12 protein-coding genes, 2 tRNA genes, 3 rRNA genes and 2 pseudogenes are annotated in these 19,177 nt (G+C 35.1%); 13 read left to right on the forward strand and 6 right to left on the reverse strand.

What is annotated here, in order from left to right:
* Positions 1 to 26: 26 nt before the first annotated feature.
* Together EAG11_RS05655 and EAG11_RS05660 are read right to left on the reverse strand one after the other, a co-directional pair.
* Positions 27 to 3,764, reverse strand: coding sequence for a WG repeat-containing protein (locus EAG11_RS05655; protein WP_164998661.1), 3,738 nt, complete (start codon positions 3,762 to 3,764; stop codon positions 27 to 29).
* Positions 3,765 to 4,075: 311 nt separating this feature from the next.
* Positions 4,076 to 4,447, reverse strand: a complete 372-nt coding sequence (locus EAG11_RS05660; RefSeq protein WP_129538304.1) for a hypothetical protein — start codon at positions 4,445 to 4,447, stop codon at positions 4,076 to 4,078.
* Between the two features lie 1,003 nt (positions 4,448 to 5,450).
* Here EAG11_RS05660 and EAG11_RS05665 point away from each other — a divergent pair.
* The 8 genes and pseudogenes from EAG11_RS05665 (at position 5,451) to rrf (ending at position 13,031) form a co-directional block, all read left to right on the forward strand.
* Positions 5,451 to 5,636: a hypothetical protein gene (locus EAG11_RS05665; RefSeq protein WP_129538305.1), complete on the forward strand. Its 186-nt coding sequence runs from the start codon at positions 5,451 to 5,453 to the stop codon at positions 5,634 to 5,636.
* 354 nt (positions 5,637 to 5,990) lie between these two features.
* Positions 5,991 to 6,134, forward strand: a pseudogene (locus EAG11_RS22750) (DDE-type integrase/transposase/recombinase); the annotation flags it as partial.
* A gap of 581 nt (positions 6,135 to 6,715) precedes the next feature.
* Positions 6,716 to 6,904 (forward strand): IS6 family transposase, encoded by a 189-nt coding sequence (locus EAG11_RS05675; protein WP_129538306.1) that lies wholly within the window; start codon positions 6,716 to 6,718, stop codon positions 6,902 to 6,904.
* A 981-nt stretch (positions 6,905 to 7,885) separates the two neighbouring features.
* A 16S ribosomal RNA gene (locus EAG11_RS05680) occupies positions 7,886 to 9,399 on the forward strand.
* Between the two features lie 123 nt (positions 9,400 to 9,522).
* Positions 9,523 to 9,596: transfer RNA gene (locus EAG11_RS05685), tRNA-Ile, on the forward strand.
* 87 nt (positions 9,597 to 9,683) lie between these two features.
* Positions 9,684 to 9,757: transfer RNA gene (locus EAG11_RS05690), tRNA-Ala, on the forward strand.
* 134 nt (positions 9,758 to 9,891) lie between these two features.
* A 23S ribosomal RNA gene (locus EAG11_RS05695) occupies positions 9,892 to 12,776 on the forward strand.
* A gap of 145 nt (positions 12,777 to 12,921) precedes the next feature.
* Positions 12,922 to 13,031, forward strand: a 5S ribosomal RNA gene (gene rrf, locus EAG11_RS05700).
* Together the 16S, 23S and 5S rRNA genes with 2 tRNA genes alongside form the textbook arrangement of a ribosomal RNA operon.
* Positions 13,032 to 13,141: 110 nt before the next feature.
* On the opposite strand, the gene EAG11_RS05705 is transcribed toward rrf, so the two are convergent.
* The 3 genes from EAG11_RS05705 to EAG11_RS05715 all read right to left on the reverse strand — a co-directional run bounded on the left by EAG11_RS05705 (position 13,142) and on the right by EAG11_RS05715 (position 15,559).
* Positions 13,142 to 14,023: a DUF5694 domain-containing protein gene (locus EAG11_RS05705; protein WP_129538307.1), complete on the reverse strand. Its 882-nt coding sequence runs from the start codon at positions 14,021 to 14,023 to the stop codon at positions 13,142 to 13,144.
* Positions 14,024 to 14,099: 76 nt separating this feature from the next.
* Positions 14,100 to 14,804: a hypothetical protein gene (locus EAG11_RS05710; protein ID WP_129538308.1), complete on the reverse strand. Its 705-nt coding sequence runs from the start codon at positions 14,802 to 14,804 to the stop codon at positions 14,100 to 14,102.
* Between the two features lie 143 nt (positions 14,805 to 14,947).
* Complete coding sequence (locus EAG11_RS05715; RefSeq protein ID WP_129538309.1) at positions 14,948 to 15,559, reverse strand: hypothetical protein; 612 nt, start codon at positions 15,557 to 15,559, stop codon at positions 14,948 to 14,950.
* A gap of 740 nt (positions 15,560 to 16,299) precedes the next feature.
* Between EAG11_RS05715 and EAG11_RS05725 the strand changes: the two are divergent.
* The 4 genes and pseudogenes from EAG11_RS05725 to EAG11_RS05740 all read left to right on the forward strand — a co-directional run.
* Positions 16,300 to 16,644, forward strand: a pseudogene (locus tag EAG11_RS05725) (thrombospondin type 3 repeat-containing protein); the annotation flags it as partial.
* Positions 16,644 to 16,886: a hypothetical protein gene (locus EAG11_RS05730; RefSeq protein ID WP_129538310.1), complete on the forward strand. Its 243-nt coding sequence runs from the start codon at positions 16,644 to 16,646 to the stop codon at positions 16,884 to 16,886. The pseudogene EAG11_RS05725 and the gene EAG11_RS05730, both read left to right, overlap by 1 nt.
* Positions 16,887 to 17,005: 119 nt before the next feature.
* Positions 17,006 to 17,371, forward strand: coding sequence for a hypothetical protein (locus EAG11_RS05735; RefSeq protein ID WP_129538311.1), 366 nt, complete (start codon positions 17,006 to 17,008; stop codon positions 17,369 to 17,371).
* Positions 17,372 to 17,389: 18 nt separating this feature from the next.
* Positions 17,390 to 17,572, forward strand: coding sequence for a hypothetical protein (locus EAG11_RS05740; protein WP_129538312.1), 183 nt, complete (start codon positions 17,390 to 17,392; stop codon positions 17,570 to 17,572).
* Between the two features lie 390 nt (positions 17,573 to 17,962).
* Here the strand turns inward: EAG11_RS05740 and EAG11_RS05745 are convergent, their stop codons facing one another.
* Positions 17,963 to 18,514, reverse strand: coding sequence for a hypothetical protein (locus EAG11_RS05745; protein ID WP_129538313.1), 552 nt, complete (start codon positions 18,512 to 18,514; stop codon positions 17,963 to 17,965).
* 178 nt (positions 18,515 to 18,692) lie between these two features.
* Between EAG11_RS05745 and EAG11_RS05750 the strand changes: the two genes are divergently transcribed.
* Entirely contained in the window at positions 18,693 to 19,097 is a 405-nt protein-coding gene (locus EAG11_RS05750; RefSeq protein ID WP_129538314.1) for a helix-turn-helix transcriptional regulator, read from the forward strand.
* Positions 19,098 to 19,177 lie beyond the last annotated feature (80 nt).

The raw sequence follows: 19,177 nt of genomic DNA on the forward strand, positions 1-19,177 counted from the left end.
TACAGAATAGAGTTGTTTTCATAATTTTAATTATTGTCGTTATTCTTTATTTCGTAAAACACTTTATTTTGTGGTGTCACCAATACTACTTTTTTACCTTGTTTACATTCAAAATATCCCTTCTCTATATATCTGATATCATCATAAATAAGTGAAATAATTATGAAATTTGATAAATCTACCACTCCTTGTTTTTGTTCTTTGGAAACGATAGCGAAATTTGTCCTTTCAAGGATTTTATAATCATCATAGTCTTTATTATTTTCCGATTTTGTTTTATCATTTTCCTGATTTTCAGGAGTAATTTCATACGGATTACGGTCATTATCAATTAGGTTTCCATAATAATCAATTCGTCCCTTTTTTCCATCTTTTATAAAGGTATAGCACCAATAAGGAAGATTTTTTTCTCTATACAATGTATCGCATTCAATCGAAAATTGTTTTTCTCCATAGCTTCCATACATTGTGCGTGTTTTATTCTTTCGACCTTGGATTCCTTCTGTAAAATTTAAATCATCTTGTTCTATCGGAATTATTACGCGACCACTCAGAAAATCTAAGATTCCTTTTTTCTTGTTTTTTGTAACTACCAATACCTTTTGTTGATTCGCATACCCTTTATTAAAATCAATATTTTTAATATTATCATAAACAAATTCATGAAGCATCTGATTTTTATTAGTAAGCACTCCATATTTAGTACCTCTTTTAGCAATGAAATTGATATTGTCCGGCGTATATAAGCTATCATTTACAAAGGGTATTACTATACTTTCGTTTGCATCAATTACCCCATATTTATTATTCCTTTTAACCATAAAAAGTGTAGTGCGTAAAAAAGGATCGTAATTACGATCATAATGCTCCATTGTTTTTGAATCTTCAAAAATCAAACGACCATATTTACTATATTTAATCATTTTCACACTATGATTTTTATCGTCATATTGCCTATCTGAATAACCTCCGTCAATGTCGTCACTAAATTTTGTTGCTATAGTTTCTAAATCTATTTTTTGCGTTTTTAAATTCAGCAGTTTAATGGTGTTACCGTCCCTAATTATCAAATGATGATTAACGGTTATATCACTAAAATCAAATTTCCAATTGGCAGGCACTATAAACGAAACTATTTTTTTGCTTTCTGGGCCAATAATATCTACTTTGTCTTTGGTTTTGCAAATGAATATTTTGTTGACATATTCTAAAATAACATCTCTTTTTGCTTTGTTGCACCAAACACTATTATGATTTTCAAATGGAAAAATGATTTCATCATATTTGTTGTCTGCTGGCATTAAAACTTTTCCGTCAAAGTTGACTATACCGTATTTATCGCTTTTGGCATCGGTCTTAAACTTAAATAAACTAAAAATTATCTTTTGACTTTCAGAAACTTGATTTCTTTCTTTATCATTTTGATAATAATAATCTACTACTGGATACTTGAACTTGGCAATTTCCAATTTATCGTTAATAGCTCCGTAGAGATCTTTATCTTTATAGATGAAAAATTTATTTTTATATGAAACTATTGGATATGGAATTTGATGCATATTAAAATCTGTATCAAAAAACACCTGTTTTTCATCGGCAGTGTTTGCCAAAATAAATTTTTGATCATGCTGTGGATGAGTATAACGTGCCAATATTGCTCCCGAATCCTTTCCGTTTTGAAGATTGTATAATCCGTATCGACCTAATTTATCCTGATAACCAAGAATAATATTGTGGATATCAGTTCGGATATTATTGCAATTATCCAATACCTTGGTAAGTGTGTCTCCCTGTATTTTCAACAAGGATATTTTGTAATTATAAATTTGTCTCCCATTATCAAAATAGGTAATGTTTTGATGATTTACTTTTTCAGAAATAATATAATAGTATGTTTTTATGGAATCATTTCGGATAACCAATCTTTCTAATATATCCTGAATTATAAAAGGGTAAATGCTTTGTCCTTTGCTATTATACAGACCATAATTATTATCTTTATTTTTTACTTGAAAGACAAGGGATTCTTCTCTTTTTTCGCTATAGTTTGGACTCGGATAAATAGTAATACTTTCATATTTTATGGGTAAAACTTCTTTTCCATTAATATCCAACAAACCTTCAAGCGATTTAGAATCTTTTATATCATTTCCAGCTAAAAAAATATTTTTATTAGCACGAACTATATACGAGTATTGAGCCTTTAGAACTTCATTACCATCAACATCCGCAATACCATATTTATTATTTTGTTTAAATAATTGTCGATCTGTGTAACTATCATTCTGTCCATCAAACGGATTTTGGCTTGATACATATTCTTTTGGGTTATTGTCCTTTGAATCGCGGTATAATTCACCATTTAATTTATAAAGGGTCTTTTTTTTGTTGTGATAAGTTGCTATAAGTAAATCCCGAGCTTTAGCATTATCAGTACATACAAAATCATACTTTGGTTGTTCTATTTTTTTATTATTCAAAATGGTAAATCCCCATTTGTTTTTTATCCTATAAAACAGTACATCTTTGTAATAACTGTTACTGCTAAAACTTTTAATTTCATCATAATCGTTATTTAATAGCTTTTTCCCATCCAATAGCCTGGCACCAAATTTATTTTTACTTTTTGTAATGAAAATATAGTATTTCGAAAATTCTTTTTGTCCTACAACAGGCTCTGGAAAGAAAAGATTCGAGTCCTTACCTTTTAAAAATGTATTTCCCATATTCGAAATCGAATCATAAACAGGTTCTGTATAATACTCAAATTTGCTAAAGTTATAAACCCCCGCTTTGTTGTCTTTTTTTACAATTAAATATTTATTTTTATTTTTTAAAGGAACTTCTTTAGGTTCGACAAAATTTTCTTTACAAAAAATAATCTCTGACAAAATATTCTCATCCTGACTTTCTTTTGTATAAGAATCAAAAACATCCTTGATCAATTGGTTCGTTTGCGGACGGTAAATAGAAAGGTGATTGCCGATGTGTAAAATAAAATATTGTGATTCCTTTTCTTCAGCATAATTCGGATACATTTCTTCATAAGAATCAATAGAATCAACTAAAACTTCATTGTTTTTTAAATTGATAAATTTCCATTTACCATCTTTTTTAGCCAATAGCAGGTTATTTCTATACAGTATAGCCGAAGAACACTCAAAAATCAGTTTACAGTTTAAATCATAAATGCCAATGGTTTCCTTAGTTTTTGAATTTTTGTCCAAATCGGTTACGATAAAATATTCTAACGCCCCCTGCAAACCGTTGTGATAAGTAAAATAATCTTCGCTGGTTGTAATTTTCTGATTTTTAAATGGTATTACAATTTTTCCAGTTTTATCAAGAAGTGCTTGCTGATTATTTTTAATGACCACATAAAAATTAAATTTATCATCGCACAAAGCTAAAATCCAATCGTAAATAGGTGCAATCACATAAGTATTTGTCTTTCTATTAAAAACACCTTCAGATACAATATTTACCGTTTGTACTCTAACTTTAATGTTCAAGGTATCTTTATCCGATATACTATATTTCTCCGAAAATTTATGATTGAGAATCGAAGTAATATGCTCTTTCCAAACACCAATATTGGTATTTTGTAAAAGTTCCTTATCTTTTATTTTATCAAATGTTTTAAGAGATTCATTAAATTTTCCTTCATTGTAAAACTGCATGGCTTGTTTTCTCAAAGCTTCACTATTTTGGGAGAAACTAATTAAAGGCAGTAAGGCAAATAATATTAGTAATATTTTTTTCATGCAGTTATAACAAATTAGTAACATTTTTTTTGAAATACTTTTTTAGTTTTTGTTGTTCAATTTCAGCCATAATACTGTCTCTTTTTGTTTTTCTATACCCGACCGTGCGGATTTGTAATCCTTGCCCGCAAAGTATATTTTAACAAATTTAAAAAAAGAAAATCCAGTTTTTATTAATATAGGAACCAGCACGGAAAGATTTTCCGTACTCTCGTTGTGTATATATGAGCGATTGGGCAACCTTTAACGTATCCAAATATAGCTATCTCATTTTAAACCGGCTGTAATTATACTCCCTCTAATTTTAATAGTTAACCTATCTGTTGTAGCACCAACAAAATTAGTGTTATCGAAATTTTTCGAACTCCCCCAACTAGATAGTCAAATTGAAATAACAAATCATATTTGGAACTATTAGATGCAATCGTGACCCAGATATATAATCCATTTACAGGATTTGAAATATAAGCCAAAGTAGCTACATTCCCAACATTATCACCTAAATAAACATCTTCAAAATTTACATCTTGAGCATTACATTGATTAAATGAACAAGCTGGAGTTGTTGTTAATGAAGCGCTAGTATTATCGAATGTAATATTAGTATTTTGAGAATGACTAACTATTGTAGAAAACAACAATACCAAAAAAGCTAAAAACGGAATAAAAGTAATTTTTTTCATAATCTGTATTATTTAAATAAACCAGTAATTAATTTTTTAATAAAAAATATGGGATTGTTATGTCTTTTGAAGGACAACCTGAATATTTAAAACCTATTGATTCACCTAAGCTAACCCTTGGATTTGTTTGTGAATAACAGTCTATTGTCGAAAATGGTAGAATTAAAAAGTCTGTGGAAGTAGCGTAGTTTTTGTTTTCATAGTCTTTTAATTTAAAATTTATGAAATATGTATCTTTTTAACAGAATTAAATTTATATACTCTATTTTTGTTATTGTTTTTTTTCTTTCAATAACATAAAAAGTCGTTGAAATGACAATTTTTAGATAAAAGAATAAAAAATAAACACCCAGTTTCTTGAATTGAACTTTTTTATAGAAAATAAATATTAAAAACATACTTATTTTTTATTGAGTATTTATTTGTCAAGTAGTTAGTGTCTTTGTTCTTGTGGGTGAAATACCGATGAAATACTTTTTTTGCTGATGAAATGCAACTTAATTTGGTAGTTGAGATTAAAAATTAAAGTAGTTTTACCTTTTGTATTGGACATATCGGTTTACATCCGATATCAAGTCGCAAGTAAGGAGTTTCGATTACTTGTGAAAAAAATAAGTAATAAAATTCTGTGTAATTTGGAGTCAGAAGTTAGCAAGCCACTGCTTACTGTAGCTCATGGATTTTAGGTACAATAGGAGCTAAGATTCGAAGCCAAACTTTTTTTACCCTTTGGGATACTACATTTTTTAGGTCTTTCAAAAACTAATGAATCACTATTTTGTCACAGAAAGCTAAAAGTGCTAATTTTTTTCTTCATATTATTAATTGCATTTGAACTTTATTTACATCTTGTTTATTTTCGGGGACTGAAATTATTTAGAAGCTTTTCTGTAGACTTTAATCAATAGATAATAATAAACCTGGATATCGAGATGAGTTTGTTAAGCAAAATGCTTCTTCGTACTTTTATGGTATTGATTGTGATTTAGGTGCAATTTTATATATGTCAATTGGAGAAGTACTGAATTTTCCAATAAATATGGTTGAAGTTCCTGATCATAATTTCGTAAGATGTGAATTTGAAGATAAAACGTATGTTAATTGGGATAATAATTCAGGACAAACTTTTACAGATGATTATTTTCGAAAAGGTCTAACTCCAACTTCCTCCTCTGTTTTTACTTTTTAGATTCTTAATTGAATCTGCGGAGAAAAGAGTTCTGTCACATCTGGGAATAACTTTTATCTTTAGAATTCTAAAGCGATCAAAAAATGACTACTAGAGGTCATTGTTATCCCAAATACATAATTCTTTAGGTAGTATATTTCAAATTAAGATTTACACTTAGTTACCGTGATGTTGACGAAATAATGAAAATTAGATGAGTGCTTGTGGATCATGCTACGATTCAGCGCTGGGTTTATAAGTTTACACCTTTGCTTGAGTCAGAGAGGAAGAAGAGAAAAGGTAGAGTGAGAGGGAGCTGGAGATTACAAAGTATATAACAAACGTTCGTTCTCAAAGATTAGAATCAGACAGTGAAAATATCTCTACAATATTGTAGAACAGGATCATCGTTTTATCAATTGGCGCATACAAAATGCATTAGGCTTTAAAAGTTTTGAATCGCCCAAACGAACCTTGAGTGGAATTGAAGTTGTTCATATGTTTAGAAAGAATCAGATGATTAGTCTAGGGATAACTATGTTTAAATCATTCTGTAAATTGGCAGGCTAATTTTTAAATTACTTAAATTCTTATATTTGTTTCTGACAGATGCGACAGAACCGAACTAATTTATTATGAAAGTTATTTATTATTATAGTTTTTTATTTTATAAAAAAATCTAAAAGATGATACTCCTTATTCGACTACTATCTGGGCATTAGGATTTGCAGAAGGCTTTTTTGTAAGTGTTATTTTTAATTTATTAGTGATTCATTTTTTTTGCATCAATATGGGGAAATGGTTTATGATTGCAATTGGAGTTATTTGTTTATTACTTAATTATCTATATTTTACAAAAAACGGAAGGTCGAAAAAGATTATAAAACAACAACCAGATTTCTTAGGTAGCCCAAAAATTTCGATTTTAGTAACCACTCTTTTTTATATAATTTTAATATCATCTTTATTTTGGGGACCAGTTTATGCAAAATATCTTTTGGCTGTCAATTGTAGATATCTATAATTTATTAAAGCAATCTTGGCGGTTCTGTCGCATCTCGCAATAACTTTTATCTTTAGAATTCTAAAGCGATCAAAAAATGAATACTAGAGGTTATTGTAATCCAAAACACATAATTCTTCAGGCAGTATATTTCAAATTAAGATTTACACTTAGTTACCGTGATGTTGACGAAATAATGAAAATTAGAGAGGTGCTTGTGGATCATGCTGCGATTCAGCGCTGGTTTTATAAGTTTACGCCTTTGCTTGAATCAGAGATGAAGTAGAGAAAAGGTAGCGCGGGAGGGAGCTGGAGATTAGATGAGACCTATATATAAGAGTAAAATTTATCAGGAGCTTAATCCCACTATACATTTCAATCTTTTATGTCGAACCCCGTCATAAAAGGATTTCCATTTCTATTGGGGCTAGGGTAGTAGGTTTCATATTATATAAGGGTGTCTGGAGAAGTAAGAGTTGGATAGTATATATAAAGGAAGGATTATTGTTTCTTATTATATATAAGGAATAGAATTTACTTTGATTGCTGTTTTAAGGTATTGAGATGAGGATTAGTTAAGAAAGCGTATCAAAAAAGAGCTCTTCTTAATGAGAATCACGTAATAATTGCACTAAGACTTAGAGGTTTTTATCAAAAACGCATTCTGATTGCGATAATACTTAGAAAACCCAAAAATAGCCAAACAGTAAGATGTGAGTTATCAATGCGTTAAAAAATAAACGCAAAATAAACGCAAAAATGCGATCGAAAAGTATTGTTTATCTATAAAAAGGCGGTAGTTTTGCACCCGCAACAAACAAGACGTTCACTGACACACTGGCAAGCAAAACAATCGGATTTAGAAACGAAAGTTTCTAAAAAAAAGATTAAAAAAAGCTTGTGAGTTTGGAAAACGAAAGTTACATTTGCACCCCGCAAACGAAGTTCATCGAACACTTCTTTAGATAAGAGTTAAGTGAGATAAAACAACGGAAGTTCCTTGAAATACTGCTAAGAAAAACGAAGAAAACGGAAACGAAAGTTTCTAAAAAAAAACTTCAAAAAAATCTTGCCAGTTAAAAAGGAGTTCATTATTTTTGCACCCGCTTTGAGAAACAAGCGATACAGAAATAAAGATAAAGTTCTTAGACATATTGAATTGACAGCCGTTTCGAAAGAGATTTCGAAACAAAGAATAAAGAGTAATAGAATCGCAAGATTTGAATATAACCGATAGAATCTTAGTCGCAATATAATATAAAAATATACGATGAAGAGTTTGATCCTGGCTCAGGATGAACGCTAGCGGCAGGCTTAACACATGCAAGTCGAGGGGTATGCTTCTTCGGAAGCAGAGACCGGCGCACGGGTGCGTAACGCGTATGCAATCTACCTTTTACAGAGGGATAGCCCAGAGAAATTTGGATTAATACCTCATAGTATTATTAAATGGCATCATTTTATAATTAAAGTCACAACGGTAAAAGATGAGCATGCGTCCCATTAGCTAGTTGGTAAGGTAACGGCTTACCAAGGCTACGATGGGTAGGGGTCCTGAGAGGGAGATCCCCCACACTGGTACTGAGACACGGACCAGACTCCTACGGGAGGCAGCAGTGAGGAATATTGGACAATGGGCGCAAGCCTGATCCAGCCATGCCGCGTGCAGGATGACGGTCCTATGGATTGTAAACTGCTTTTATACAGGAAGAAACCCTGGTTCGTGAACCAGCTTGACGGTACTGTAAGAATAAGGATCGGCTAACTCCGTGCCAGCAGCCGCGGTAATACGGAGGATCCAAGCGTTATCCGGAATCATTGGGTTTAAAGGGTCCGTAGGCGGTTTAATAAGTCAGTGGTGAAAGCCCATCGCTCAACGGTGGAACGGCCATTGATACTGTTAAACTTGAATTATTAGGAAGTAACTAGAATATGTAGTGTAGCGGTGAAATGCTTAGAGATTACATGGAATACCAATTGCGAAGGCAGGTTACTACTAATATATTGACGCTGATGGACGAAAGCGTGGGTAGCGAACAGGATTAGATACCCTGGTAGTCCACGCCGTAAACGATGGATACTAGCTGTTGGGAGCAATCTCAGTGGCTAAGCGAAAGTGATAAGTATCCCACCTGGGGAGTACGTTCGCAAGAATGAAACTCAAAGGAATTGACGGGGGCCCGCACAAGCGGTGGAGCATGTGGTTTAATTCGATGATACGCGAGGAACCTTACCAAGGCTTAAATGTAGTTTGACCGATTTGGAAACAGATTTTTCGCAAGACAAATTACAAGGTGCTGCATGGTTGTCGTCAGCTCGTGCCGTGAGGTGTCAGGTTAAGTCCTATAACGAGCGCAACCCCTGTTGTTAGTTGCCAGCGAGTCATGTCGGGAACTCTAACAAGACTGCCAGTGCAAACTGTGAGGAAGGTGGGGATGACGTCAAATCATCACGGCCCTTACGCCTTGGGCTACACACGTGCTACAATGGCCGGTACAGAGAGCAGCCACTGGGCGACCAGGAGCGAATCTATAAAACCGGTCACAGTTCGGATCGGAGTCTGCAACTCGACTCCGTGAAGCTGGAATCGCTAGTAATCGGATATCAGCCATGATCCGGTGAATACGTTCCCGGGCCTTGTACACACCGCCCGTCAAGCCATGGAAGCTGGGGGTGCCTGAAGTCGGTGACCGCAAGGAGCTGCCTAGGGTAAAACTGGTAACTAGGGCTAAGTCGTAACAAGGTAGCCGTACCGGAAGGTGCGGCTGGAACACCTCCTTTCTAGAGCCCTATATGTTAGCAGTAATGCACGTTAGGGAAAGAAGACGAAAGATTTTAAAGGTTCATCTCTAAAGATTATATTACTCTGCTGTTAGTTCAAATAATAAATTTAAGTAAAAACAGAGTCTCGTAGCTCAGCTGGTTAGAGTACTACACTGATAATGTAGGGGTCGGCAGTTCGAGTCTGCCCGGGACTACTATTTAAACTTAAATAAAAGGAAATTTTAGAAGTTGAGCATTTATGAGCGAATTCATAACTCATAATTCATCATCATTTTAAAAATGGGGGATTAGCTCAGCTGGCTAGAGCGCCTGCCTTGCACGCAGGAGGTCAACGGTTCGACTCCGTTATTCTCCACAGGTCAATCCCTTAATTGGGTGCGATAAAAGTTCATTGACATATTGAGATAAGAAAATAATAAAAAGTAGAAAGCGTTTTTATTAGCGATAATAAAAACAAAAAAAAACGGTCATATTAATTTATGATTGGTACAATAAGCAAAATAAGGGCGTATGGGGGATGCCTTGGCTCTCAGAGGCGATGAAAGGCGTGATAAGCTGCGAAAAGCTACGGGGATCGGCACACACGAATTGATCCGTAGATACCTGAATGGGGCAACCCACTATGTTGAAGACATAGTACACCGATAGGTGGGCAAACCCGCTGAACTGAAACATCTAAGTAGGCGGAGGAGAAGAAAACAAAAGTGATTCCGTAAGTAGTGGCGAGCGAACGCGGATTAGCCCAAACCAATGTTGTTACGGCAATGTTGGGGTTGTAGGACCACGATATTTGTTGCACAAAGAATTAGAATCTACTGGAAAGTAGAACCACAGAGGGTGATAGTCCCGTATAGGTAATGAGTGTAAATGATAGTGGTATCCTGAGTAGGGCGGGGCACGTGAAACCCTGTCTGAATTTGGCGGGACCATCCGCTAAGGCTAAATACTCCTGAGAGACCGATAGTGAACCAGTACCGTGAGGGAAAGGTGAAAAGAACCGTGAATAACGGAGTGAAATAGATCCTGAAACCATACGCTTACAAGCGGTCGGAGCCCTTTCGTGGGGTGACGGCGTGCCTTTTGCATAATGAGCCTACGAGTTAACGTTGCTGGCAAGGATAAGTGGTTAAGCCACGGATCCGTAGCGAAAGCGAGTCTGAATAGGGCGCTTTAGTCAGTAGTGTTAGACGCGAAACCGTGTGATCTACCCATGGGCAGGTTGAAGCTGTGGTAACACACAGTGGAGGACCGAACCGGTTGACGTTGAAAAGTCTTCGGATGACCTGTGGGTAGGGGTGAAAGGCCAATCAAACTCGGAAATAGCTCGTACTCCCCGAAATGCATTTAGGTGCAGCGTTGTGCATAAAGTTATATAGAGGTAGAGCTACTGATTGGATGCGGGGGCTTCACCGCCTACCAATTCCTGACAAACTCCGAATGCTATATAATGTTTCACAACAGTGAGGGCTTGGGTGCTAAGGTCCAAGTCCGAGAGGGAAAGAACCCAGACCATCAGCTAAGGTCCCCAAATATATGTTAAGTTGAAAGAACGAGGTTTGTCTGCCCAGACAGCTAGGATGTTGGCTTGGAAGCAGCCATTCATTTAAAGAGTGCGTAACAGCTCACTAGTCGAGCGGACGAGCATGGATAATAATCGGGCATAAACATATTACCGAAGCTATGGATTTAGAGTTTACTCTAAGTGGTAGGGGAGCATTCTAACAGGGTTGAAGGTGTGTCGTAAGGCATGCTGGACTGGTTAGAAAAGAAAATGTAGGCATAAGTAACGATAATGCGGGCGAGAAACCCGCACACCGAAAAACTAAGGTTTCCACAGCTATGCTAATCAGCTGTGGGTTAGTCTGGTCCTAAGGCGAACCCGAAAGGGACAGTCGATGGCTAACGGGTTAATATTCCCGTACTACTAATTACTGTGATGGGGTGACGGAGTGATGAAAGCGCCGCGAACTGACGGAATAGTTCGTTGAAGTACCTACCTATAAGATCTGCAGGCAAATCCACAGATTTTGGGGAAATACGATAGTACTCGGAGACTTCGGTTGAAGAGATAGTGCGCCTAAGGGCTTCCAAGAAAAACCTCTAAACTTCAGGTAATTAGTACCAGTACCGTAAACCGACACAGGTAGTTGAGGAGAGAATCCTAAGGTGCTCGAGAGATTCATGGCTAAGGAATTAGGCAAAATAGACCTGTAACTTCGGGAGAAAGGTCGCCAGCAGCAATGCTGGCCGCAGTGAAGAGGTCCAGGCGACTGTTTATCAAAAACACAGGGCTCTGCAAAATCGTAAGATGAAGTATAGGGCCTGACACCTGCCCGGTGCTGGAAGGTTAAGAGGAGATGTTATCTTCGGAGAAGCATTGAATTGAAGCCCCAGTAAACGGCGGCCGTAACTATAACGGTCCTAAGGTAGCGAAATTCCTTGTCGGGTAAGTTCCGACCTGCACGAATGGTGTAACGATCTGGACACTGTCTCAGCCATGAGCTCGGTGAAATTGTAGTAGCGGTGAAGATGCCGCTTACCCGCAGTGGGACGAAAAGACCCTGTGCACCTTTACTATAGCTTAGTATTGACCTTGGATAAATGATGTGTAGGATAGGTTGGAGACTGTGAAGTGGCGTCGCTAGGCGTTGTGGAGTCATTGTTGAAATACAACCCTTTGTTTATCTGAGGCCTAACCCCGTTATTGCGGGGGACATTGCTTGGTGGGTAGTTTGACTGGGGTGGTCGCCTCCAAAAGAGTAACGGAGGCTTCTAAAGGTTCCCTCAGTACGCTTGGTAACCGTGCGTAGAGTGCAATGGCATAAGGGAGCTTGACTGAGAGACATACAGGTCGATCAGGTACGAAAGTAGAGCATAGTGATCCGGTGGTTCCGCATGGAAGGGCCATCGCTCAAAGGATAAAAGGTACGCCGGGGATAACAGGCTGATCTCCCCCAAGAGCTCATATCGACGGGGGGGTTTGGCACCTCGATGTCGGCTCGTCACATCCTGGGGCTGGAGAAGGTCCCAAGGGTTGGGCTGTTCGCCCATTAAAGTGGCACGCGAGCTGGGTTCAGAACGTCGTGAGACAGTTCGGTCTCTATCTACTGTGGGCGCAAGAAATTTGAGTGGATCTGATTCTAGTACGAGAGGACCGAATTGGACAAACCTCTAGTGTATCTGTTGTTCCGCCAGGAGCACCGCAGAGTAGCTACGTTTGGAAGGGATAAGCGCTGAAAGCATATAAGCGCGAAACCCACCACAAGATGAGATTTCTTTTAAGGATCGTGGGAGATGACCACGTTGATAGGCTATAGATGTAAAGGCAGTAATGTCATAGTCGAGTAGTACTAATAATCCGTAAGCTTATGTACGCCTTTTCCCCCGACGCAAGTCGGGGGGAGAAACTTTCTAAAAAATTATTTTTTCTTTATCTCAGTGTGTTAAGATATTATTGTAATTATTAATTATCAATTGTTAATTTTTATTACAAAAGTTGCCTAAAGCAACTAACGACCTTAAGGTGGTTATTGCGGCGGGGCTCACCTCTTCCCATTCCGAACAGAGTAGTTAAGCCCGCCTGCGCAGATGGTACTGCAGTTATGTGGGAGAGTATGTCGTCGCCTTTCTTTAGAATCCTCATCATGAATTTGATGAGGATTTTTTTTTGTCCAAAACTTTTTTAAAGATTACTCAAAAAAATACCTCAAAGAACACCAAGAATAAAAAGACGAGGATTTTAATCCTTCAGATAGTCGTTTGCTTCTATATACTCAAAATCTGGCGAGTCCTTAAAAAATTGCCGTAGCAACCAAACGTGTCCTGAACCATAAATTAATAAAAGTCTTTCCTCTTTATTAAAATTCGTAAAATCATATGCGTTAGAAAAAATTCTCAAATTCCGTCTGTACCAGCGGCCCACATTGTCGGCTCCCAAATAGTTATCACCCGCTCCTTCTAAAATGTTCGTTAGATAGGCTTGATGGTCTTTCAGTCTGCCTCTTAGATTATTCAGCATATTGAGCGTTTTAGTCAATGATTGGATTGTTTTTAACGAATCTTGAAGCTTATATAGCGATTCGTAATCATATCGGATTGTTTTTTCATATTGTCCTTTGGATTTTAAATAGGCTTCTGCATCGTAATTGTCCCAATCTAAATTAACTCCGAACCATTTCGCATCTGCGTCGGAACAATACACTCGATGATGATTTAATTTTTTTGCAAGTTTGAAACCGATTTGATAAACTTCATTGGTTTTGTCGTCAATGAGGAATTTACCTTTAAGATAACTTTGATAGTTTTCATTCGTCAGACTGTCCATTTCAATGCGATTCAGTTCCAGTAATATTTTTGTCGGTTTGTATTCTGCTATTTTCTCCAAAAGGATATCCAACTCCGATTGTCTTTGTTTTTCTAGAATGTCGAAGGGGAATTTTGGCTTATAACTGTCCAATTGCGAATTGCTAAAATGAAAAACACCTAAAACCATTGCTTTTGCTTTATGATTTCCGATAAATACGCTTGGATCGTTTATCGGATCTGTCTTTTGAATTTCTTTGGCTGTTTTACAAGAAACGAATAGGAATAAGATGCTAATTCCGTAAATCAGGTTTTTCATTTTTTTAGTATTTGCTAAAATTTTGATTCAATGTTACATTTTTTGTCAAACTGCTGTTAGCCGTTCGTTTTAGTTTCTATTTTATTAATTGTCTGATTGATGTTAAATGTCCGAATAAAACGATTGGAACAATAAATGTTGGCAACCAACTGAATGGAAAATTTAAAATTGCAATATTTGGTTGGTCGAAGGCAAATTTTTGAATTGGTGAAGGTGCTGAAAATAAAGCGTTCACAACAATATTTACTAAAAGTCCAAGGCAAATAAAATTCCATAGTAAAATTGTTTGTCGGCTCAGTTTTGTTTTTGTCAAGCCAAAATATGCAATAATTGGCGCGGAAATTCCAGCAAGAATGTCAAAGTTTCGACCTTCAAAAGTCATCAATTCAGGAATTGCTTTGTTGAGAAAAAGCCAAAACAAAATAATTTCAACTGGTATTCTCACAATGTTTAGGTAAGTCAAGTTTTTAAGTGGCAAACTGTCAATAAATTGTCTACCTTTTGAGGTTACGAACAATAAAATAATTGTCAAAATAGTCGGTAAAATTCCAATCAAAATTATTTTTGGAGGAAAAGTGTTTGCATCAGAGTTGTAAATGTTTTTTAAAGTCAAAACCGCTTGGATTGTCAACCAAATTGTCAAACCGATAAAAATTGGCATTGCTTTTTTTCGTGTCAGTTCAGAATTTGAGTTTCTAATTGTCCAAATAAAAAGTAATAAAGTAGCAACTGTTGTCAGTCCGAAAGCCAGCGAAATATATGTAGGTAAATTTTCAATCATTTTCTATTGGTTCAATGTTTACGGTGTCGCTGTACAATGATGCCTAACGTTTTGCAGCTTGCGAAGTGGCAGATTTAGAAGTACTTACTTTCAATTTAGCACTGAACCGCCATTTTGCCAAACTGTTGTTTGCAGAAGTCTCTTTATTTAAATTCAATGTTGATTATGAAATAATGTGGGATATTAAAATGTTCACCAAGTTTTTCCGCTTCGATATTTGATTGAGCAACTTCACAATATGAGCCTGAACCATCCTTATGGATTGTCGGTGTAATAATTGCAAAAACTGGATTCTTCTTTTTAATATCTAAGTTTAATTCCGTTTTACTTCCGAAAAAATCTTTCAAAGCATATTTTTCAGATTCTTCGAATAATTTGAAAAATGATTTTTTACTTCCGAATTTTTGTCCTCTTATATATGTTTTTAGCTTTCCATCGTTCATTTTAAAAAAGAATTTTAAGGACTCTTTATCGGATCCAATTTTAAAATAATCACTTTCAGGACCATCAAATAATATTGATGTTTGTTTAAATTTTCCATTTTTGTATTCGTCTATACTTATCGTGATAAATTTCCCAATTAATTCATTGCTTTCAAAATTCAATTTTTCAATGTAAATATTTTCAAAGTCAATAATATTTTGAATTTCGGAATTTTCACTTCCATAATTATTAGTCATTTTGACTACGTTTTGGGCAAATACAATATTAGATATCACTAAAAAAGTCAATAATAATTTGATTTTTGTATTCATTCTTGTCTTTTGTTTAATTTACGATTTTTCCTTGAGATTTCTGCTAACTTGTAAATATGTCTGACGATATCCGACTTATCAACACTAAAATGGGGCGATATGTCTGATAAATGACAATGTTTATCTATTTTCAAAAATAGGATTTTTATTTCATAAATCATCAAATGCCTTTTTATGTCTTTTTCCTATTGTTTGATACCCCGATAGCGCGGATTTGTAATCCGTGCCCGCAAAGATTGGACGCAATTCAAATCAAAAAATTTAATTGTCGTTAATATTTTCTGGAAGGTTATAGATTTTTTTCAAAACAGATCTAACAAAACAACCTCTAAATCATTTTCTAACCCCGATAGCGCGGATTTGTAATCCGTGCCCGCAAAGATTGGGCGCAATTCAAATCAAAAATTTCAATTGTCGTTAATATTTTCTGGAAGGCTATAGATTTAAAATATGTTTCCTCTGTTGTTGTTGTTGTTGTTGTTGTTGTTGTTGTTGTTGTTGTTGTTGTTGTTGTTGTTGCTTTGTATCTTGCCTACATGATCTTTTTTCTTATAAAAATAAAAAGTATAATGGAAAGTTTTACTTTTTATTTGTGAGCTTTTAAAGGAATTACTTTGTGGGCACGGATTGCAAATCCGCGCTATCGTTGCGGAGTTAAATCTGCGCGATCGTTGGGATAAAAAGAGGGATAAAAAGAGGGATAAAAAGAGGGAGATAAAGATGATGATGGAGTAAAAGATTTTGAAGATAATTGTCCAGATACATTTAATCCAAAACAAGATGACATTGATGGAGATGGTGTTGGAGATGTATGCGACAATTGTAAGCATTATAACCCACTGCAGATAGACAAAGATAAAGATGGTAGAGGCGATGGAGATAAACCAGGAGATTTAGGTTGTGATAATTATATAGAAACACCTAACTTTGACCAGATAGACACAGATAAAGATGGTATTGGAGATGTTTGCGATAATTGCAGAATGACTCCAAACCCATTACAAGAAGATGTTAATAAAAATGGAATTGGAGATGTTTGTGAATGTGAGGACAAGGAAAAGAGGCTACCGCAGGTATCCCTATAATGGTATATGGCTTTGTGGGTGATAAAGAATATGAGTTATCTAACCATTTAGGAAATGTAGTTTCGGTAATTTCCGACCGTAGTATTTTTAACACAAACGGAACATTCAGTCCAGACGTTCTTAGTTATTCAGATTATTATCCTTTTGGAATGCAGGTTCCGAATAGACATGGTAATACCAACGAGTATCATTACGGATTCCAAGGTCAGGAAAAGGATGATGAAATAAATTCCAGAGTTTAGTAGTAGTATGGAAACTATTTCTGAAACGTTATTACAGATGGGGTCTAAAGCAACCACTAATGTGGTAAAGAATGATTTAAAGGAAAAGAAGAAAGGAACTAAAAGTGTGGTTAATAAAAATGAATAAATTAATTATAACAAAGGAGAAGTCTCAAAACATTTTATATGCAATCTTTGCACTAGTAATATTATATACAGTATACGAAGTCTCAATGCGTAAAAAACATCTTGCACAAAACTTTGCGTTTACAATTGGCAAAGTATATAAATATTCAGGTTATGGTGGTAATGAAGATTTTTTAGTATTTAAATATTACGTTAATAATATAGAGTTCATTGGAAATAAAAGGCGTGACTATGAAATGGATTCTCCTTTAAAAAAATTCTATAAAATAAAATATTCTAAAGTTAAACCAGAAATAAGTGAAATGTATTTAACTGAGGAAATAACTGATTCGAGTAAAATTGTAAAAGCAGGGTTTTAAATATAAAAATAAATGACTATGAGAAATTTCGTTGCTGTTCTAATAACTATTGTTCCTGTATTTCTTTTAAACATGTATTTTATATATACGAAAGAGCCTAATAGTGGAATGAATTGGAATTATTCTTTTATAAGTGCTGTTGTGTTAATGTTTAGTTATTCATTTGCCAATTATTACAGAAAAAATGATAAAATAAAGTAAGAGTTTACACTAAAAGGTAGAACAAACAAGAAAAACCCGATCGCGCGGATTTGCAATCCGTGCCCGCGAAGTATATCTTAACAGATTTAAAAAAAAGAAAATCCAGTTTTATTAATCTAGGAAAGGGCACGAAAAGAATTTCCGCACTATCGTTGAGCATATCCGAGCAATCGGTTTTTTATTTGTGAGCTTTTGAAGGAATTACTTTGTGGGCACGGATTGCAAATCCGTGCTATCGTTGCGGAGCTAAATCTGCGCGATCGGATAGCTTACTTAGCTTCTTTGCGCCTTTGCGTGAATATATAATTTAGGATTGATTAAATAATAATTTATAAGAACTTCTATTTAGTCTCAAACCTAAAAATGATTACTAGCTAATTATGGAGTTTTTTAGCACACAGATTCAGGAGATTTGCTGATTTTCTCAATGCCTCTTTCTTTCATTAGTGACGCAGCATCGAGCATTTTGATTAAATAAATATAGGGCGTCGTCAGGTCGGAGTAAGGATATCCATCATAAGGAGACAATGAAAGCTCCAGGATTAGACATAGAAATGATTCAAACTCCTCAAGAGTATTTTCATCAAATGCTTTTTGAAATACAATAAAGGGATTGTCATATTCTTCCTCTGTCAGGGAAGATAGATGAAATGTTGTCTCGGAGTGCAAAGAGGCTGTAACTTTCCATTTTTTGCTTTTCTCCGGCAGGCAGTAACACAATTTGAGAAAAGTGTTTATAGCAGTATAAAAAATAAAAGCAGTAGAGGGGTTTTTGGCTTCGTAGCATTCTCTCTTATAGCTGTAAATTACCACTTCGGTTAAACTTTGTTTGTAATAATCCAGATCTGCATAGTCAAAAAAAGCTTTAATTGCCTTAAAAGGATTTCCTGCCACATGACCTGGCCAAAAGCTAGTTTCGAAGGAGATTTTATTCTTTTTCATACTCAAGAGATTTAAAATTTACAAACGAAGTTCTATTCTTTCAAAAGGATAAACTATTCTAAAACGGATATAATATCTGACAAAAAGTATGTATTATGATATATTTTTTTATCTTTGAAATTCACGATTTTTACGCAAATGGCTTTATCTTTGAGCCTTCAGAAAATTGACATTCATTATGGAACAGAAAATACATCAGGGAAGAAACGTAAAACGTTTTAGAGAAATGCTTAACATAAAGCAGGAAGCATTAGCTTATGATCTGGGAGAAGACTGGAATCAGAAGAAAATTTCTATGCTGGAGCAGAAAGATGTAATTGAAGACAACCTGCTGAAACAAATTTCAGCTGTATTAAGAATTCCTGTAGAAGCTTTTCAGAATTTTGATGAAGAACAAGCAATAAATATTATTTCTAATACTTTTGATAATTGTCAGCAACCTGCATCTGTATTTTACAATTCTACCATTAATCAAATTGATCAATTGGTTAAATTACATGAAGAAAAAATTGCGTTATACGAGCGTATGTTGAAAGAGAAAGATGAAATGTTGGCAAAACTTGAAAAATTATTCAATAAATAATTATTTGACCTGCTATATTAACAAAAGCCATGACATACATATAACTATAAAGAGCTATTTTTCCACTTCTTTCGAACAAA

The organism is Flavobacterium sp. 140616W15, assembly GCF_003668995.1.
GTDB lineage: Bacteria > Bacteroidota > Bacteroidia > Flavobacteriales > Flavobacteriaceae > Flavobacterium.